The organism is Microbacterium sp. T32, assembly GCF_001619615.1.
Lineage (GTDB): Bacteria > Actinomycetota > Actinomycetes > Actinomycetales > Microbacteriaceae > Microbacterium.
The window spans coordinates 20964-39351 of sequence record NZ_LQQP01000067.1 but is presented as its reverse complement, the minus strand read 5'-3'; the positions used below and the strand labels follow the sequence as shown (position 1 = coordinate 39351).

The 18388-nt window shown below is 71.5% G+C and carries 19 protein-coding genes and 1 pseudogene; 8 read left to right on the top strand and 12 right to left on the bottom strand.

Going from position 1 to position 18388, the window contains the following annotated elements; genetic code table 11:
• Window positions 1-19: 19 nt before the first annotated feature.
• The 3 genes and pseudogenes from AVW09_RS15570 to AVW09_RS18290 form a co-directional block, all read left to right on the top strand.
• A complete protein-coding gene (locus AVW09_RS15570) occupies window positions 20-643 on the top strand; it encodes an antibiotic biosynthesis monooxygenase (RefSeq protein WP_063258916.1) in 624 nt (207 codons plus the stop codon).
• Entirely contained in the window at window positions 640-1545 is a 906-nt protein-coding gene (locus tag AVW09_RS15565) for an aldose 1-epimerase family protein (RefSeq protein ID WP_063258915.1), read from the top strand. Before AVW09_RS15570 ends, AVW09_RS15565 begins: the two co-directional genes overlap by 4 nt.
• A gap of 163 nt (window positions 1546-1708) precedes the next feature.
• A pseudogene (locus tag AVW09_RS18290) lies at window positions 1709-2356 on the top strand (DUF998 domain-containing protein); the annotation flags it as partial.
• Between the two features lie 361 nt (window positions 2357-2717).
• Here AVW09_RS18290 and AVW09_RS15550 read toward each other — a convergent pair.
• The 5 genes from AVW09_RS15550 to AVW09_RS15530 all read right to left on the bottom strand — a co-directional run bounded on the left by AVW09_RS15550 (window position 2718) and on the right by AVW09_RS15530 (window position 8543).
• Complete coding sequence (locus AVW09_RS15550) at window positions 2718-5882, bottom strand: efflux RND transporter permease subunit (protein ID WP_063258987.1); 3165 nt, start codon at window positions 5880-5882, stop codon at window positions 2718-2720.
• A gap of 128 nt (window positions 5883-6010) precedes the next feature.
• Window positions 6011-6376, bottom strand: a complete 366-nt coding sequence (locus AVW09_RS15545; RefSeq protein WP_063258912.1) for a fluoride efflux transporter FluC — start codon at window positions 6374-6376, stop codon at window positions 6011-6013.
• A 47-nt stretch (window positions 6377-6423) separates the two neighbouring features.
• Window positions 6424-6648 carry a hypothetical protein gene (locus AVW09_RS15540; protein WP_063258911.1) on the bottom strand — a complete coding sequence of 75 codons (225 nt, stop codon included), beginning with the start codon at window positions 6646-6648 and terminating at the stop codon, window positions 6424-6426.
• A 60-nt stretch (window positions 6649-6708) separates the two neighbouring features.
• Window positions 6709-7149, bottom strand: coding sequence for a hypothetical protein (locus AVW09_RS15535; RefSeq protein ID WP_063258910.1), 441 nt, complete (start codon window positions 7147-7149; stop codon window positions 6709-6711).
• Entirely contained in the window at window positions 7146-8543 is a 1398-nt protein-coding gene (locus AVW09_RS15530) for a flavin monoamine oxidase family protein (protein ID WP_063258986.1), read from the bottom strand. The genes AVW09_RS15535 and AVW09_RS15530 overlap by 4 nt, the downstream gene beginning before the upstream one ends.
• A gap of 68 nt (window positions 8544-8611) precedes the next feature.
• Here AVW09_RS15530 and AVW09_RS15525 point away from each other — a divergent pair, with 68 nt between their 5' ends.
• Both AVW09_RS15525 and AVW09_RS15520 read left to right on the top strand, forming a co-directional pair.
• Window positions 8612-9247, top strand: coding sequence for a TetR/AcrR family transcriptional regulator (locus AVW09_RS15525; RefSeq protein WP_063258909.1), 636 nt, complete (start codon window positions 8612-8614; stop codon window positions 9245-9247).
• A 201-nt stretch (window positions 9248-9448) separates the two neighbouring features.
• Window positions 9449-10726 carry an MFS transporter gene (locus AVW09_RS15520; RefSeq protein ID WP_063258908.1) on the top strand — a complete coding sequence of 426 codons (1278 nt, stop codon included), beginning with the start codon at window positions 9449-9451 and terminating at the stop codon, window positions 10724-10726.
• Window positions 10727-10732: 6 nt separating this feature from the next.
• Here AVW09_RS15520 and AVW09_RS15515 read toward each other — a convergent pair whose 3' ends face one another.
• The 6 genes from AVW09_RS15515 to AVW09_RS15490 all read right to left on the bottom strand — a co-directional run bounded on the left by AVW09_RS15515 (window position 10733) and on the right by AVW09_RS15490 (window position 15574).
• A complete protein-coding gene (locus AVW09_RS15515) occupies window positions 10733-12190 on the bottom strand; it encodes an aldehyde dehydrogenase family protein (protein WP_063258907.1) in 1458 nt (485 codons plus the stop codon).
• 10 nt (window positions 12191-12200) lie between these two features.
• Window positions 12201-12845: a class II aldolase/adducin family protein gene (locus AVW09_RS15510; protein WP_231901863.1), complete on the bottom strand. Its 645-nt coding sequence runs from the start codon at window positions 12843-12845 to the stop codon at window positions 12201-12203.
• Window positions 12842-13771 carry a carbohydrate kinase family protein gene (locus AVW09_RS15505; protein WP_063258905.1) on the bottom strand — a complete coding sequence of 310 codons (930 nt, stop codon included), beginning with the start codon at window positions 13769-13771 and terminating at the stop codon, window positions 12842-12844. Before AVW09_RS15505 ends, AVW09_RS15510 begins: the two co-directional genes overlap by 4 nt.
• A 114-nt stretch (window positions 13772-13885) precedes the next feature.
• Window positions 13886-14254, bottom strand: a complete 369-nt coding sequence (locus AVW09_RS15500; RefSeq protein WP_231901862.1) for a fluoride efflux transporter FluC — start codon at window positions 14252-14254, stop codon at window positions 13886-13888.
• 82 nt (window positions 14255-14336) lie between these two features.
• Window positions 14337-15302, bottom strand: a complete 966-nt coding sequence (locus AVW09_RS15495) for a DNA topoisomerase IB (protein WP_063258903.1) — start codon at window positions 15300-15302, stop codon at window positions 14337-14339.
• A gap of 2 nt (window positions 15303-15304) precedes the next feature.
• A complete protein-coding gene (locus tag AVW09_RS15490; RefSeq protein ID WP_063258902.1) occupies window positions 15305-15574 on the bottom strand; it encodes a DUF7218 family protein in 270 nt (89 codons plus the stop codon).
• Between the two features lie 219 nt (window positions 15575-15793).
• Here AVW09_RS15490 and AVW09_RS18110 point away from each other — a divergent pair, with 219 nt between their 5' ends.
• From AVW09_RS18110 to AVW09_RS15480, 3 genes are all read left to right on the top strand, one after another.
• Window positions 15794-15958 carry a hypothetical protein gene (locus AVW09_RS18110; RefSeq protein WP_022878111.1) on the top strand — a complete coding sequence of 55 codons (165 nt, stop codon included), beginning with the start codon at window positions 15794-15796 and terminating at the stop codon, window positions 15956-15958.
• Window positions 15959-16311: 353 nt separating this feature from the next.
• Window positions 16312-17163 (top strand): DUF4097 family beta strand repeat-containing protein, encoded by an 852-nt coding sequence (locus tag AVW09_RS15485; protein WP_063258901.1) that lies wholly within the window; start codon window positions 16312-16314, stop codon window positions 17161-17163.
• Window positions 17163-17768 carry a PadR family transcriptional regulator gene (locus tag AVW09_RS15480; RefSeq protein WP_063258900.1) on the top strand — a complete coding sequence of 202 codons (606 nt, stop codon included), beginning with the start codon at window positions 17163-17165 and terminating at the stop codon, window positions 17766-17768. Before AVW09_RS15485 ends, AVW09_RS15480 begins: the two co-directional genes overlap by 1 nt.
• Window positions 17769-17771: 3 nt before the next feature.
• Here AVW09_RS15480 and AVW09_RS15475 read toward each other — a convergent pair whose 3' ends face one another.
• Window positions 17772-18287 carry a universal stress protein gene (locus tag AVW09_RS15475; protein WP_063258899.1) on the bottom strand — a complete coding sequence of 172 codons (516 nt, stop codon included), beginning with the start codon at window positions 18285-18287 and terminating at the stop codon, window positions 17772-17774.
• Window positions 18288-18388 lie beyond the last annotated feature (101 nt).

Here is an 18388-nt window from a genome sequence, read left to right as displayed (position 1 = left end):
GCTGACCGAAGATGGAACCATGGCAGACACCGACGCCCACCCCATCACGGTGGCGATCGAGCGGCGCATCGACCCGACGCGCACCGCCGAAGCGACCTCCTGGATGCAGGCCGGCACCGACCTCGCGACCGCTTTCCCGGGCTTTCTCGGCTCGGGCTGGGTGCGCGCGGGCGAAGACAGCGACCTCTGGTACATGCTGTACCGCTTCCGCGACATCGCGACACTGGAGGGGTGGGAGACGTCCTCGCAACGCCGGTGGTGGCTGGACTCCGGCCGCCCGTTCGCGCGCGAGGAGCGCGTCGAGCGGCGTACCGGCATCGAGGGATGGTTCGACGCCCCGTTCGGTTCGGTCCTCGAGCCGACGGATGCCACGACCCAGACGGTCCAGCAACCGGTCCCGGTCGCGCCGCCCCGGTGGAAGCAGGCCGTGACGATCTGGATCGGCTTCTTCCCCACGAATCTGCTCGCGAGCTGGCTGCTCGGGTTCCTCCCGGGCTTCGCCGAGGTGCCGCTGCCGCTGCGCGTCCTCGGCACGACGCTCCTGCTCACGCCGGTGATGACGTACGCCGTGCTTCCGTGGGTGACGCGTCTCCTGCGACCCTGGTTGCAACGCCCGCCCCGCTCTCGAAAGGCCGCCTCATGACCGCCGATCCCACCGGCCACCGCTTCCGCCTCCAGGGCCCCCGCTCCTCGGCGGAGATCGCGCAGGTCGGCGCAGCCCTGCGGGCGCTGACGGTCGACGGCGTCGACCTCGTGCCGCGCTACGCCGACGACGTGCCGACGCCGGCGGCATCCGGGGTCGTCCTGGTTCCGTGGCCGAACCGCATCCGCGACGGGAAGTACACCTTCGAGGGCACGGAGCGGCAGCTCGCGATCAGCGAACCCGCGTTCGGCAATGCCAGCCACGGGCTGCTCCGTTTCGGGTCCTACTCGGCCGCCGAGCAGATCGACGACCGGCTCGTGCTCACCGCCGACGTCGTGCCGCAGACCGGCTATCCGTTTCACCTGCGCACCCGTGTGATCTTCACCCTGCTCGCCGACGGCTTGCACGTCGAGCACGTCATCGAGAACGTCGGCGCCGCGACCGCGCCGGTGGCGCTCGGCATCCATCCGTATCTGCAGATCGGCGGAGTGCCCACGGAAGACCTCGTCATCCACTCCTCCGGCACGTCGACGCTCGTGCTGGACGAGCGGAAGCTGCCCGTCGACGAGGTCCCCGTCGATGACGCGACCGACCTCCGCGGAGGTCGGCGACTGGGCGACGTCGCGCTCGACAACGCCTACCGGGGATTCGACCGGGACGCCGACGGCCGGACCCGTCACACGCTCACGGCGCCCGATGGCCGTCGGGTGGAACTCTGGCAGGATGCCGGCTTCCCGTGGGCGCAGGTCTTCACCACCGACCGCTACCCGGGGAATCCCGTCGCCGTCGCCATCGAACCGATGACCGCCCCATCGAACGCCTTTGCGACGGGGCAGGATCTCATCGCCCTCGAACCGGGCGGAGAATTGCGTCGCGAATGGGGTGTTTCCTACCGCGAATGAGGACCTTGTCCCCCAAATGGGGGACAATGAATTTCGCATACGATCTGGGGAATTCGCAGACAAGACCTTTCCTATGCGGGCGCGCGGAAAGTTACCATTCCCTTGACGGATTCCGTCGCCGCCGGGGAGACCGAGGACCATCGTTCCCTCGGCTCAAACCCGAATGAGCCGACGGGGGCTGGGGGTCTCGCGGTGTGGGGGGACACCCAACCCGTCCACGACGAAAGTGCCCGAAATGAGCATTGCGGTCCGTCCCGCCGTCCCCTCCGCCGTCCTACCCACCGTCGCGCGGCGTCTCGCCCGGCGCGTCGACGCGATCCCCACCATGCACCTCGCCGGGCTCGTCCTCGTCGTGCTCGTCGGCGGCATCCTCGCCTCGATCCTCACCACGAGCGACCCGTCGTGGTGGCAGCTCCACTTCAGCCAGCTCGGCACCTTCCACGACCTCTCGGCGGCATTCTTCAACACCACGCTCAAAGTCGGCGGGTCGCTCGTCGTGGTCTACGCGGTGCGCGTGCGGCGTGATCTGCGGCGTCTCGGGCGGCGCGCAGGACGCCGCGGCGCCCCCACCGCCGCCGCATTCTTCCTCACCGTGATCGGCGTGAATCTGGCCCTCGTCGGGTGCATTCCGCTCAACACCAACAAAGACCTGCACGACAAGGTCGCCGGAATGATGGTCCTCGGTTTCGCGGCGCTCCTGCTGACCTCCCCTTTCCTTCTCCACCGGCTGCCCAAGCGTCTCCCGCTCGCCACCTCGCTGGTGTTCGTGTTCCTCTTCGCCGGCGCGTGGCTGTTCGTGACCTCGACGATCAACCTGGCCCTGTTCGAGGTCATCGCCTTCAGCGCGATGTTCACGTGGTCCGGGATCTTCACGCACTGCCTGACCGGGGCCCACGCGCGTCCCGTCGCGGCGGTCGACGTCCCCGCGCTCACCACCGCGCGTCGCGCGCCGGCCGCCCCCGCGCGTCGCGAGCCGGTGGTCGCCACCCTCGCCACCGCCTCGCCGTTCATCGGCATCCCCGCCACCGGCATCGCGGCGGTGGCCGCATGGTTCACCGGCACGCCCGACCCCCGCACGACCCTCGCGGGCACGCCGGTCAGCCCCACGGCCCTCGGGTCACGCCCGGTCCGTCGCGCGCGCGTGAGCGCGGTGCGACGTCGTCCCGCGATCGTCAGTGGCGCTCGCGCAGCTCTCGCCGGCTCAGCGGGTGCTCGTCCGTCGTCGGCTCGACCTCGTCTGCGGCCGGCGTCGACCGCGCCGCGCGCCGAGCGGTACGGCGCTCCCGCGCTCCCTCGACGAGGTTGTACAACGTCGGTAGGACGAGCAGCGTCAGGAACGTCGACGACACGAGTCCGCCGATCACCACGACGGCCAGCGGCTGCGAGATGAATCCCCCATGCCCGGTGATCCCCAGCGCCATCGGCACGAGCGCGAAGATCGCGGCGAGGGCGGTCATGAGAATGGGCCGGAGTCGCCGTGAGCCGCCCACGACCGTCGCCTCGAGAACGCTGAGTCCTCGCGCGCGGTACTGATTCACCAGGTCGATCAGGACGATGGCGTTCGTGACGACGATGCCGACGAGCATGAGCGCACCGATCATGCCGGCCACCCCGAGCGGGACGCCGGTGATCAGCAGCATGAGGATCGCGCCGGTCGCGGCGAACGGCACCGACACCAGCAGCTCGAGCGGCTGACGCAGCGACTTGAACGTCGCGACCATCACGACGTAGACGATGAGGATCGCCGCGAGCAGCGCGAGACCGAGCTGACCGAACGCGTCCTGCTGGTTGGTCACGACGCCGCCGAGCTTCGCGGTCGCGCCGTCGGGGAGCGACACGTCGGCGAGGGCATCGCGCACGCTCGCGGAGGAGCTGCTGAGGTTGTCGGTCGTCGGGGTGACGGTCACCGTGGCGGTCCGCAGGCCCCGCGAGGTCGTGATGCTCGGGGGCGTCTGGCTCGTCTCCACGGTCGCGATCTCGTCGAGGCGGACCGCGCCACGGGCGGTGGGGATCTCCAGCGCCTTGAGCGTGTCGACGGTGGTCGGCGGGTCCTGCGACGCGATGTAGACGCTCAGGCCGCGGCCGTCGATCTCGACGGTGCCCGCCTGGCGCGGCTGCATCGCGCCCGACACCAGGGCGCCCACGGTGCGCTCGGACAGTCCGCGTTCGGCCGCGGCATCCCGGTCCACCTTCACCGAGACGAACGGGAGCGAGGCCGACAGGCTGCTCGTGACCTGCCCGATGCCGTCGCGGCCCTGCAGCCCCGCGACCACCGCGTCGGTCGCCTGCTGCAGCCCCTGGCCATCGGCGGCGGTGACGTCGACGGTGATGTCGCTCGAACCGAAGCCGCTGCCCTGGGCACTGACCTCGATGTCGCCGGCGTCGGAGATGCCGGACACCGCGTCGCGCACGCGCGCGCGCAGGTCGACCTGGTCTACTCCGGCCTCGGACGTGATGGAGTACGTGATGCCCGAACCGCCGCCGGAGAAGGCGTCGCGCAGCGCCGAGCCGCTGGAGCCGATCGACGTCTGCACGGTCTCGACGCCCGGGACGTCCTTCAGGACGGCCTCGACCCGCTGCGCGGCGGCGTCCTCGGCATCGAGGCTCGGCGCCGAGCCGATCTTCTGCGTCACGGTGAACGTGTTCTGGCCCGAGTCGCCGAGGAAGTCGGTCTTGAGCAGCGGAACGGATGCCACGGTCCCCGCGAGCACGAGAACGGCGAGGCCGAGGGTCACCCACGAGTGCCGCAGCGTCCAGCGGAGGATCGGGACGTACGCCTTCTGCAGACGCGAGGGCGGCGCGGTCGGCGACTCGGGGTCGACGGGGGCGCCCTCGGCATCCCGGATGACCTTCCCCGGCTTGAGGAACCACGACGCGAGCACGGGCACGATCGTCAAGGACACCAGGAGCGACGCGGTCATCGCGATCGTGACGGTGAGGGCGAACGGGCGGAACAGCTCGCCGGTGACGTCGCCGACGAACGCGATCGGCAGGAAGACCGCCACAGAGGTGATCGTGGATGCCGTGATCGCAGCCGCCACCTCGCGCACGGCGCGCACGATCGTGGGGATCTTCTCGGCGTCGCCGACATAGTGCCGCTTGATGTTCTCGATGACGACGATCGAGTCGTCGACGACGCGTCCGATCGCGATCGTGAGCGCGCCGAGGGTGAGGACGTTCAGCGAGTAGCCGAAGGCCTGGAGTCCGACGAAGGTCACCAGGACGCTGGTCGGGATCGAGATGGCGGTGACGAGCGTCGAGCGCACCGACATCAAGAAGATCAGGATGACGACGACGGCGAACGCGAGGCCGAGGAGGCCTTCCTGCGCGAGCGCCTCGATCGACTGCTCGACGAACGGCGCCTGGTCGAAGACGACCGTGAAGGTGGCGCCATTCAGCGAGGACTCGAGATCGGGGATCGCCGCGAGGACGGCCTTCGAGACGTCCACGGTGTTGGCCGCGGGGAGCTTCGTCACGGCGATGGTGAGCGCCGGCTGACCGTTCACCCGCGAGAGAGTCGTCACCGGGTCGGCCTGCTGGGCCACGGCGGCGACGTCGGCGATCGTCGTCGCGCCGGCCGCCGCCTGCGCGGCATCCGTCGGGACGAGCGGAAGCGCGGAGATCTCGTCGACGCTGGTGAGCTTGGCACCCGTCTGGACAGTGAGGGTCTGGTCGTTCTCGGTGAGCGAGCCGCCCGGAAACAGCACGCCGTTGGCATCGAGGGCGTCGGTGATCGCCTGCTGACTGAAGCCCTTCTCGGCGAGGCGCGTGGGGTCGGGGGTGATCGTGACGCGCTGACCGGTGCCACCGACCACCTGCGCGCCGTTGACCCCCTTCACGTCCTCGAGGGCCGGGACGACGACCGTCTCGAGCGTCGACTGGATGTTCTGCGCGTCCGAGTATCCGGTGACCGCGAGCTGGATGACGGGGAAGTCGTCGATGCTCGCCGACGCGACGGTCGTATCCGCCGAGTCGGGGAGCTGGTCCTTGATGCGCGCGATCGCCGCGAGGATCTTCTGCTGCGCGGCGGCCAGATCGGTGCCGTACGTGAAGGAGGCCGACACGATCGAGGAGTTCGTCGTGCTCGTCGCGGTGGTGGACTCGAGTCCCTCGACGCCGCGGATGGCGCCCTCGATCGGGGTGGACACGTCGGCTTCGACGACCTCCGGGGAGGCGCCCGGGTAGGTCGTGACGACCGCGAGCTGCGGGAACTCGATCGAGGGGATGAGCTCCTGCTTGAGGTTCGTCAGCGCCAGTCCGCCGAACACGGCGGCGACGATCGTGACGAGGGCGATGAGCGCGCGGTTGCGCAGACTGAGCACGGCCAGGTACGACACGCGGGGGCCTTTCGATCGGCCGACGACGGATGCCACGGGTACCCGTCCGATACAGGACTGTATCGAGCCTCAGTATCCCACGCGCTCCGGGGCGCACCGACGGCCGCGAGACCGCTCCCAGCGACCCGTTACAGAACGTGACCCAGGGCGAGGCCGAGCGCGGCCGCCACGACGGACCCCGCGAAGGAGGCGATCGCGTACGAGGTCGCGGCGCGCGTGCGCCCCTCCTCCGCGAGCAGCGCCGTCGTCACGGCCACCGCGCTGAACGTCGTGTAGCCGCCGAGGAACCCGGTGCCGACGATCCACCGCCACGCCTCGTCCACGACGAGCGGCGTGGCCACCCCGAGCGCGAAGGCGCCGGTGAGGTTCACCACCAGGATCCCCCACGGGAACCGGTCGCCGGTCCGACGTCGCACGACGACGTCCAGGACGAAGCGCGTGGCCGCGCCGAGTCCGCCGGCCACGACGACCGCGAGGAAGACGAGGGGCGTCACGCCGTCAATCTACGCGAACGCCGCGCGGCGACGGCGACGGCACGACCTCAGGCTTCGAGCGCCTCGACGCGGCGGCGGAGTTCCGCCGCCTTCTCCGCCCCCAGCTGCGCAGCGGCGAGCTGGAGCGCCGCACTCGCGGTGAGCGTACGCGCCACGAGGTAGGTCGGGCTCTTCTTCAGGTCCGGGATGACGTCGAGGATGATGGCCTCGGCATCCGGGTCGGTTATCAGGGCGCCCAGCTTGACCTTCGCCAGGTCGTATCGCGCGGCCATTTCATCTCCTGCTCCGGTGACGGCGTCGTCACTCGCGGCCATTGTTGCACAAATGTGCCGTCATTCGACGGTGATCTCGCCCGAATCCGCCAGGGCGTTCGTGGTGACGAGCCGCACCACCGCGGGCAGCCCCGCCGCGATCGAGCGGCCGACCAGGAGCCCGAACACCGGCGCGAGGGGGCCCGAGATCTCGACGGCGTGCGTCACGGACAGACCGTTCGGGGTCGCCTGCATCCGGTGCGGGAACGACAGCGAGGCCCCCGGCAGACCGATGCGGAAGTTCATCGCGTAGCCGGGCTGCAGCTCGGTGAACACGATCTTCTGCGGAGGAGTGCCGTGGTTCACGACGCGACCCACAGCCCCGACGCGGACCGGAACCGGGAACGTCGCCTCGCGGAGGTCGGGGTCGTCGGTCGCCCAGTCCTCGGGCGTGGTCCACCGCTTCCAGACCGCCTCGGCGGTCGCGGTGGTCAGGTGCGTGTACTCGCGGCGCCAGATCATGCGGCGTCTCCCGTCGTGTCGGTGTCACTCGCGGAGGCGTCGACGAGTCGCCGTGCCTCGAGGGCGGCGCGCTCCCCCGCGCGCACCGCCCCGTCCAGGAAGCCGGTCCACCGGGACGCCGTCTCGGTGCCGGCCCAGAGGATGCGTCCCACCGGCTCCGCCAGCGCGGACGCGTACGGGACGACCACGCCCGGCCCGGGCGCCGCGGTCGGGCCTCCCCCGACCCACGGCTCGGCACCCCAGCGCTGGTCGATGTAGCCCGTGGCATCCAGGGCCCGAGGGCCGAAGAGGTCCGCGAACGAGGACAGGGCGCGGGCGCGACGCTCGGCCGGGGGCAGGTCGTCCCACTCGCGCGCGTAGCGGGCGCCGATGAAGCCGAGGAGCACGCCGGGGACGTCGTCGCCGGGCGGGCTCGCGTCGAACGTGATGAACACCGGTCCCGTGTCGGAGAGCCCCTGGCCGGAGAGATCGCGCCGCCGCCAGAACGGCTCGTCGTAGATCGCGTAGGCCTTCGACAGCACGCCGGCGGGCCAGCGCTGCGACAGCTGCGCGTACTTCGGGGGCAGGGCCGGCGCGAACCGGATGCGCTCGCGGAGCGCCGGCGGCACGGCCACGATGACGGTGCGCGCCGCGACGCTCTCATCGGCGGTCGCGACCACGACACCCGCCGCGGACGTCTCGATCCGCTGGACCGGCGCGTCGGGGCGGAGCGCCGACCCGAGCCCGCGCGCGATACGGGCGGCGATCTCGTGCGACCCCTCGACGAAGTGCTCCTCCTGCGCACCGCCCTCGGTGTCGAGCATCGACGACAGCCCCCCGGCCTGGTGGATGTAGTGCAGGACGTGCAGGAGCGAGATCTCCTCGGGCTCGCACCCCCACGTCGTGCGGCCCGCGATCGCGATGAGGTCGCGCGCGGCGGCCGACGCGCGCGAGCGCGTCAGCCACGACCCGAGGCTCTCGGCATCCAGGCCGGCCGCGTGGGGAGCGGCGGCCGGGTCACCGAGCGGAACCGTCCGGGCCAGCCGGTCCAGCGACAGCTGGATGCGGCCGACATCGAGCAGCCCGGCCCCCACCGGCGGAACGGTGCCCCGGTAGCGACGGTGGCGCCCGCGCCAGCGGATGACGTTCTCGCCCGCGGCGTAGGTCCGGTAGCGCGCGACCCCCATCTCGTCGGCGAGGGCGAGGATGCGATCCTGCGTGGGGCCGACGAACGTGCCGCCGAGATCCACGTGCACCCCGTCGACAGCGGCGGATGCCACGCGCCCGCCGACACGGGAGGAGGCCTCGAACACGCGCACCGACAGGCCGAACTGCCGAAGACGATGGGCGGCCGTCAAGCCGGACAGGCCGGCGCCGACGATGACGACGTCGACCTCGGATCCGGGGCGAGTCACGGCTGCGGTCATAGGCTTGCTCCAGTTCGGGTGCGAGGTCGACCGGGGAGGTCGACGAGGAGGACGCGGTGAGCGAGACGACGACGCGATCGATGCGCGCGCGGGGGCGCGCACGCCGTGAGCTGTTGCTGAACGCGACGCTCGAGATCATCGCGGAGAAGGGCATCTCGGCCGTTACGCACCGGTCGGTGGCCGCGGCCGCCGGAGTGCCGCACTCGTCGACGACGTACTTCTTCGACTCCCTCGACGACATGATCGGCGAAGCGGTCGCGCACGCCATGGCCGCCGAGTTCGAGCGCCTCCAGGAGTTCCGGACCCTGCTCGAGACGACCGCCGGCGGCACGGGCGCGGCGATCGACGAGTTCGTGGAGATCGTTCGGCAGCAGTCCGACGAGAACGCCGTCGCGCAGTTCGAGATCTACCTCTTCGCGTCGCGGCATCCGGCGCTGCGAGTCCACGTCGAGCGCATCCTCGACGAGACCCGTCAGATCGCGGGCGCCGTCCTGCGCACGCACGGCGTGAACGATCCCCACGCCGCGGCCGCGGTGGTCGCCCTGATCGACGGCTACACCCTGCATCGCATCGCCCGTTCCGAGGTCGTCCAGTACCAGTCGCTCGCGCACGCCCTGCGCGCGGCCCTCATCGGCTTCGTATCCCTGGCCGCCACCTCTTCCCTGGGTGACGCGGCACCGATCACCGAGTAGTTGGCGCAAATGTACAGGTTTCTCGGTTCGGATTTCGAGACCGGGAACCGAATTCACACTTCCGATACAAAACACCGCACGTTTGTGCAATAAAGTGACCCGATAGTTGATCCCGATGCCGTGATCGACAGAAGGGCCGCCCGTGATCCGCTCCCACCCCTCCCGCCGCCCGCCACGGTGCGCGCGACGGTTCGGCCTGTCATGACCGCCGCCGAGCACCACGCGACGCTCGGGGCCTACGCCGAACCGACGCGCCCGGTCCGTGCGGGCTGGATCGCCGCCTTCGCGGGCGTGTGGCTGGGGCTGTGGATGGCGCAGCTCGTGCCCGTCCAGGTGCTGCTGCCGCTGCAGATCGAGGCGCAGCACACGTCCGAGGACTGGCTGGCCTCGCTCGTCGCCTACGGCATCGTCAGCGCCATCGCCGGCGCCTTCGTCGTCGTGGCGTATCCGATCATGGGGGCACTGAGCGACCGCACCCGTTCGCGGTTCGGACGCCGCCGGCCGTGGATCTTCGCCGGCGTGCTGCTGGTCGGGGCGGGCCTCGCTCTCCTCGGCATCCAGACCGAAACGGTCGGCACCGTGATCTGGTGGACCGTGACGATGCTCGGGTTCTGCATGGCATCCGCCGCCCTCACCGCGGTCATGGCCGACCGGGTTCCGGAGAACCAGCGCGGACTGGTGTCGGGCTGGATCTCGGCCCCGAACGCCTTCGGCATCCTGTTGGGGATCGTGCTGGTGACAGCGGTGTTCACGACCACGGCGTCGGGGTACCTCGCGCTCGCGGTGAGCGCGGTGGTGCTCGCGATCCCGTTCCTGCTGCGCCTGCACGACGTGCCGTTGACGCCCGACGAAGCGGCGATGCTCGGCCCGCTCACGCTCGGCGCGGTGCTGTCGTCGATCTGGGTGGATCCGCGCCGGCACCCCGACTTCGTGTGGACCGTCGTCAGCCGCGTCCTGATCAACCTGAGCAACGCGATCGCGACCACGATGCTGCTGTACTTCTTCACCTTCGCGCTGCGAATGGACGACCCCACGGGGTTCCTCGTCTTCACGACGGTCATCTACATGGTGGTGACGATCGTCGCGTCGCTGGGCTTCGGCAAGCTCAGCGACGTGCTCGGCCGGCGACGGGTGTTCGTGCTCGCTTCCGGCATCGCTCAGTCGCTCGCGGCGCTGCTGCTCGCGGTCGCCCCCGCGGAGGCGACCGCGATCGTCGGCGCGGTGCTCCTCGGGCTCGGCCAGGGCTGCTTCTTCGCGGTCGACCAGGCGCTCGCCACGCAGGTGCTGCCGTCCGCCGAGAGCCGCGGCAAGGACGTCGGCCTGATGAACATCGCGCAGGCCGGGCCGCAGGCGTTCGGACCGCTCCTGGGCGCCGGGGCCGTCGTTCTGTTCGGCGGCTTCACGGGCCTGTTCATCGCGAGCGGCATCGCCGGGATCGTGGGCTCCGTGATGATCCTGAAGGTGCGCTCGGTGCGCTGAGCGCCCTCAGCCGTACAGCGCGCGGATGATGCGGTCCACGATCCGGTCGACGCCGGCCGTGCGCCGCATCGTCGTCAGGGTGAGCAGCCGGAACCGCTGCCGCGTGATCGCCTTCACCGTGGCGAACTCGCGCAGGCCGTCCGCGCCGTGGATACGGCCGAAACCCGAGTCGCCCACGCCGCCGAACGGCAGCGCCGGGACGGCGGCGAACGCGATCACGGCGTTGATCGCGACCATGCCGCCGCGCAGGCGCGTCGCGAGTTCCTTCCCGCGTCGGCGCGAGAACACGGAGCCGGAGAGGCCGTAACGGACGGCGTTCGCGCGCCGGATGGCCTCTTCCATGGATGCCACCCGGTTCACGACCAGCGTCGGCCCGAACGTCTCTTCGCGGACGGCCGCCGATCGCTCGTCGACGTCGGTGAGGAGGATCGGGGGGATCACCGCCCCCTCCGGCGGCGGGCCGCCCGAGCGCAGGTGTCCGCCGGCGGCGAGCGCGTCGGCGACGTGCGCGCGCACGACATCGGCCTGCCGCGCCATCGTGAGCGGGCCGAGGCGGGCGGCCTCGTCCACGCCCGCGCGCAGGTCCGCCGTCAGCTCGGCGACCCGGTCGACGAACCGATCCGCGACGGCGGTGTGGACGTAGACGCGCTCGATGCCGATGCACGTCTGACCCGCGTTCGAGTACGCGCCCCACACGGCCGCTTCGGCCGCGGCATCCAGGTCGGCATCCTCGTCCACGAGGAGCGCGTCCTTGCCCCCGGCCTCGATCACGACGGGCGTGAGGGATTCGGCGCACGCGGCCATGACGGCCTTGCCCGTCGCCGTGGATCCGGTGAACGCGACCTTGTCGACGCCCGCACGGCACAGCGCCGCCCCCGTGGGTCCGAGGCCGGTGACGACAGCGAAGGCGTCCGCCGGGCCGCCGGCCCGCACGAACGCCTCACGCAGCCACACCCCCACCGCCGGGGTGTACTCGCTGGGCTTGAAGACCACGGCGTTCCCCGCCGCGAGCGCGTATGCGAGCGAGCCCATCGGCGTGAAGACGGGGTAGTTCCACGGACCGATCACACCGACCACGCCGTACGGCAGGTACCCGAGGGTCGCGGACTGGTTGAGCATGAGCAGCCCGGGGAAGACCGAACGGCGGCGCAGGACCCGCCGAGCGTGGGACGCGGCCCACGCGAGGTGGTCGAGCGCGAGCATGATCTCCAGGCGCGCGTCGCCCGCGGGCTTGCCGGTCTCGGCGCGCACGAGGGCGATGAGTTCGTCGAGGTGCGCGACGATGTCGCGGCGCCACGCGTCGAGCGCCCGACGGCGCCCCGCGAACCCGAGGGCGCGCCACCCCTCCGCGGCGCGGCGGGCCCGGTCGACGGTGGCGGCGACCTCTTCGGCGCCCTGCGCGGGGAACGTGCCGACGACGCGGCCGTCCAGAGGGCTGAGCGAGTCGAACGTGGGGGCGGTCATGGCATCCATTTCACACGGTCCGCTTCTGGCCGTAGTCGGTCGCGACGGCGGCGGCCACGACGGCGGCCTGCTGCTCGGGGCTGAGTTCCGCGGGCTCGGCCACGGCCCGCGCCCGCAGATAGATGTCGCACGCCCACTCCAGCACCGCGGTGTTCGCGACGGCGTCGGCGAGGTCGCGACCGGTCGTGACGGCGCCGTGGTGCGCGAGGATCGCGGCGTTCGCCGTCGTCAGCGCCGCACCGGTGCTCGCCGCGAGCTCGGGCGACCCGAAGACCGCGAACGGCACGACCTCGATCTCGCCGCCGAGGGTGAGCTGCTGATAGTGGATGCACGGCAGGCGGTCGCTCACGAGCGACAGGGTGATCGCGGCCGGCGCGTGCGTGTGGACGACAGCTCCGACGGCGTCGTCGGCGTACGCCGCGAGGTGCAGCCCGAGCTCCGAGCTCGGGGCGAGCGAACCGACCACGACCCGCCCGTCGTGGTCGACGACCGAGACGTCGTCGACGGTCGCCTGCGCGAACACGACGCCGGTCGCCGTGATCGCGATCCCCCCGTCGACGCGCACGCTGACGTTGCCCGCCGTCCCCTTCACCAGCCCGTCCGCGGCGAGCGCGCGGCACGCGTCGGCGATCGCGGCGCGGGCGTCCGCCGTCACCGCGCGGCCTGCGAGAGGAGCGCGTCGATGGATGCCGCGTCGTAGGTGCCGTGATCGGTGCCGACGCCCGCGACGACCTGGGCCGCCACGGCCGATCCGAAGCGCGCCGCCTCGACCGAGGTCTGTCCGCGGAGCTTCGCGAAGACGAATCCGGCGGAGAACGCGTCGCCGCCGCCGCTGGTGTCCACCGGGACGGCCGGGACGATCGGGATGTCGACGAGGTCGTCACCCTCGACGAGGACGATGTCATCACCCCCGTTCGTGATCGCGACGACGCGCGCCCCGGCCTCGGCGAGGACGTGCGCGGCCGCGTGCAGGTCGGGCGCCCCCGTCCAGCCCAGGGCCTGCTCCGCGTTGGGAAGCATGTAGTCGGTGTAGGGCAGCAGCGGCTCGATGAGGGCGTAGAACGCCTGCTCGCCGCCGATGAGGAAGTCGAGCGACGTCGTCGCCCCGTTGGCGCGCGCGTGATCGAGGATCTCGATGACGTTCTCGGGCCCGAGGAGCTCGGGCGCCCCGACGTGGACGTGGTCGGCGGCGGCGAGCGCGTCCCAGGGCACGACGTCCGCGGCGAGCGCGTTGGCCCCGACGACGTGGAGCGCGGGGCGCGAGCCGTCGGAGCGGATGGGGAGGACGGATGCCGAGGTCGGCAGGTCCCCCGTGCGCAGGTGTTCCACGTCGATTCCGGCGTCGGCCAGCAGCCCGCGGAGCACACGTCCCGCGACATCGTCCCCGACGGCGCCGCTCGTGATCACGCGCGCGCCGAGCTTGTTCAGCACGAGCGCCGTTCCTCCGGCGGGACCGGCGGCCGACATCACGATCTCGTCCACGAGCAGGGAACCCTGCCCCGGCGGGATCTCGTCGACGGGCTGGACGATCGTGTCGAGCACGTGGGCTCCGAGCGTGACGATGCGGGGGACGGCGGTCATCGTTGAGCCTCCGGGTCGGCACCGGCGCAGCGGGCCCACGTCGGCAAGTGGCACATTTGTACCATCTCGCGCGCGGGTGCGGCAAGGGCCGGGGCGCTCAGCGCACGCGGGAGGTCACCGCACGCGATGCCCCCGCCCGAGGAGCACGCCGAGCCACGCCGCGAACGTCCCGACGACCACGGTGACCGCGCCCCACCACAGCAGCGTCAGATCGGCCGACTCCACCGCGAGCGAGCTGTACGTCGTGAAGCCGCCGAGTACGCCGGTGCCGAAGAACAGCTGCGCCCGCTGGGCACGGGTCGACATCGGCATCCGGGCCCGGATCCCGAACAGGATGCCGATCGCGAACGCACCCACGACGTTGATGATCGGCACGAGGGCGGGGCCGAGACCGTCCGCGAGAGCGAGAGTCAGACCCGCACGCACCGCCGTCCCGATGGCACCGCCGACAGCCACCGAGACGAGATCGCGCCAGGACACCACGCTCGACACCCTACGCGCCCGGGCCCGGTCACTCGCCCAGGATCAGGCGCCGTCTCGCGGCGCCACCGCGCCCTGCGCGCCGTCACTCCCCCAGGATCAGACGCCGGATCGCGGCATCCTTCGACCCGCCCAGCTCCATCGTGCGCCCGCGCCGGTAGAGCGAGAACACGCGCGGATCGATGTAGCTCGAGCGCGCGACAGCCGGGGTGTTCCCGAGCGCCTCCGCCGCGGCCCGGACCGCGGCGAGCTCCCCCTTCTTGCGCTCGTTCTTGGTCGGGGCGACGCCGGCCTTCGCGAGCGCCTCGGCCGCGAGGATCGTCCCGCGCAGGGTCCGGAAGTCCTTGGCGCTGAACGGTCCGCCGGTGAGCGCGCGCACGTACGCGTTCACGTCGCCCGGCGTGAGAGGTACGCGACGGCGTCCGCGACGATAGCTGAGCAGGGCCGCGCGCGAACGTCCCGTCGCGAGCTCCGACATCAGCGCCGCAACCTCGGCGTCCTGCAGCGACAGCTCGGCGCGCTTCCCGCTCTTCGCGGGGAACGACAACCGGATGAGGTCGCCCTCGACCGTGGCATCCCTCCGCTGCAGGGTCGTGAGCCCACGGCTCCCGTTCGTCACGAAGTAACGGGCGTTCCCGACGCGCGGGGCCACCTGATCGAGCAGCCGGAACGACACGGCCAGCACGCGCTCGCGGTCGGCCTCGGAGCGGCGCAGCGACTGCGTGACGCGGGCGCGGGCCCGCGGCAGCGCCTCGGCCAGCTGCAGGGCACGCGAGAACTTGCCCTTGTCGCGATCCTTCGACCAGTCCGCGTGATACGTGTACTGCCGCCGCCCGGCCTCGTCGGTCCCGACCGCCTGGATGTGCGCGTTGGGCTGTTTCGCGATCCACACTTCGCGCCACGCGGGCGGGATGACGAGGCTCCGCGCCCGTTCCGCCTCGCGCTCCGGTACCGCGGCACCGGTGTGGTCCACGAACCGGAAGCCGGCCCCGGAGCGGACGCGGCGGAACCCGGGGTCCTCGTAGGGACGGACCCGGATGAGACGCGCCACCGTCAGTGGTTGCGGAGCAGGTCGATCAGCTCCGCCTTCTTCTTGCCGGAGTACCCGGTGATCCCGAGTTCCTTGGCGCGCTTCTTCAGCTCGTCGACGGTGCGGTCCTCGTAGTCCTCCGCGTGGCCGCCGCGCGCGCCGACCTTGCCGCGCCCCTGCGCGGCGGCCGCGTTCGAGATGCGCGCGGCCTTCTCCTTAGAGTCACCCTGTTTCCGCAGCTCCTCGTACAGGCCGGGGTCCTTCAGGCTGTTCGATCCTCGCCCCTGGGGCATGGCCGTCTCCTTCCGTCGGCCCCGACGTTACGACGCGCCCGGGCGGCTCACCCGCAGGGTTGACAGGCGGCATCCGGGCTCCTCCGATCGAGCGGTCCCACGGACTAACAGCGAATTTCCAGAAACGTCAACCCCCCGGCCGCCCGCGCGCCCGAATGCGAACGTGGAGGTCAACCACTCGCCGGTTGCCGCGTCAGCGGAAACAGCAAGGAGCCCCCCATGAACATCTTCCTGATCATCATCATCGTCGCGGCGATCGTCATCGCCATCGTCAGCGGACTGAGCCAGGCCGCGAGCTTCCTCCTCTGGATCGCGATCATCGTCGGCCTCATCGCGCTCATCGTGCTGCTGTTCCGCTTGATCAGCGGTCGCAAGCCGGTTTAACCCCCGAAGAGGGGCGTCGCGTTTCGGGTGCGCGACTCCCCTCATCCCCCCGCGGGTACGCCCGCCCCGGATGCCACGTCCCTCCCCCAGGGCGTGGCATCCGGCGTTTCCGGGGGCGGAGGGCGCCGCCCAGCGCTCACGATCGGGTCGAGCGCTCACGCTGCGGTCGACCGGATCGTGAGCGCTGGGCCGGATCGTGGGCGCTGGACCGGCGGCGGGGCCGAAGGGACCGCCCAGGGCGAACGGATGCCGCGACCCCCGGGCCCGCACGAAAGACCGGACCACGACCCCTTGACGAACTCACGATATATCGCGATACTCGACACAACGCGATATATCGTGAGTGAGGAGAGATCGCCATGGAGAAATGGATCGTCCACCCGGGCGAAACGCGGGTCATCGACGTCGACGGGCTGCGCGAACTGAAGATCGGCCTGGTCGGAGGCCAGGTCGACGTCATCGCGCACGACGACCCCGGCGCCCGCATCGAGGTGCACGGCGTCACGGTCAAAGACCTGCGCATCGAGATGAACGACGGCCGCCTCGAGATCGACCACCCGCAGCTGCGGTGGGACAACTTCCTCGAGGTGTTCCGCAACTTCGGCGCCGGCGGCCCCAAGGCCGAGGTGAGCGTGGCCGTTCCGCGGAACGTCGCCCTGACGCTCGGCGTCGTGAGCGCGAGCGCCCTGGTGTCGGGGCTCCGGACGGATGCCAAGCTCAACACCGTCTCGGGCGACATCATGGTCGACGGGCTCGTCGGCGACGTGAGCCTCAACGCCGTGTCCGGCGACGTGCAGGTGCGCGAGCTCCAGGGCGCCCTGACGGCCAACAGCGTCTCGGGCGACATCGCCGCGACCGGCGCCGTCACGAAGGCTTCGGTCGACACCGTCGCGGGCGCGCTGCTCGTCGACTCCACCGGCACGGTGCAGTCGATCAGCCTGAACTCCGTGAGCGGCTCGGCAACCATCCGGCTCGACCGCGGGCTGCCCGCGAACTACGTCGCGCGTTCGGTGAGCGGACGCGTGCAGATCGACGGACAGGTGCGTTCCGGCAACGGCCCCACGAACTTCACCGGCTCGACGGGCGCCCTCGCGGGATCGTTCGTCGACGTGCGGGCCAACACGGTCTCGGGCGAGATCACGGTCCTCCGGCGCGGCGTCTCGGGCCTGCGCCCCGACGAACTCGCCGGAGAGGAGGAGTGGTGATGGCCCCGGTCTTCTCGCACGGCGACCTGCGCCTCTACATCCTGAGCCTGCTGGCCGAGGGACCCCGCCACGGGTACGACCTCATGCAGGCGCTCACCGAGCGCACGGGCGGCACCTACTCGCCGTCCGCCGGCACGATCTACCCCCGTCTCGCGAAGCTCGAGGAGGAGGGGCTCGTCACCAAGACCGTCGACGGCCGCAAGACCGTCTACGAGATCACGGATGCCGGGCGCGCCGAGGTCACCGCGCGCGAGGGCGACCTCGCAGGCATCCAGGCCGGTCTCGCCGACAGCGTCCGACTCATCGCCGACGAGGTCCGCGGGAGCGTCCGGGATGCCATGCGCAGCCTCCGCGCCGACCTCGCCGCCGCCTCGCGCGACGAACGCGAGCAGGCGCAGAAAGAGCCCGCGGACGACGCACGCACACGCAGCCGCGAGCAGCTGCACCGCGCCGATGCCGCGATCACGGAGTTCCGCGGACGCGCCCGTGCGGAGTTGCGCTCCCACGTGGCTCGTGGCGGCGAGCTCACGGCATCCGGTGTGGATGCCATCGAGTCGGCGCTGCGCCAGGCGTCGGACGCGGTCTCCCGCGCCCTGCACGGCTGAGCGTCATTCCCAGACGAGCTCTTCCTCGGGCGCGAGCGGCTCACCCAGCGGGACCACCAGCACGGGACGGTGCTGCCGGTGGGTGAGCCGCGCCGCGACGGAACCGGTGAGGAACTCGCGCAGCGACTCCCCCAGCCCGCGCTTGCGCGTGCCCACGACCAGCAGCGACGCGTCCAGCTCGTCCGCGAGGTGGATGAGCGCGAGCGCCGGGTCGCCGATCACCTGCCGCACGCTCCACGACACGGTCTCGCCCGCGAGCGCCGCGTCCGCGGCCGCCTGTACCTCGGCGAGGGCGGCGCGCGCCGCCGCCCCGGCGACGTCGATGGTGGACGGGTTCACGTAGCCGTCCGGGTCTTCGAAAGCGACGAAGCGCGTCGTGTCGACGTGCGCGATCACGAGGTCCGTTCCCGCCAGGGCGGCTTGACGAGCGGCGGCGCGCAGGACGCGGGGCGACTGCCCGGGGACGACGCCCGCGATCACGGCTCCGGCGCGCTTCGGGGCGGGGGTGTTGTCTGCCATGGGGGGCTCCACTGCTCGCGCGGCCCGACCCCGCTCGACCGTCGGCAGGCGGGGTCAGAAAGCACCGTGATATCCTGGCTGTTACTCTTACCGGCTCGGTC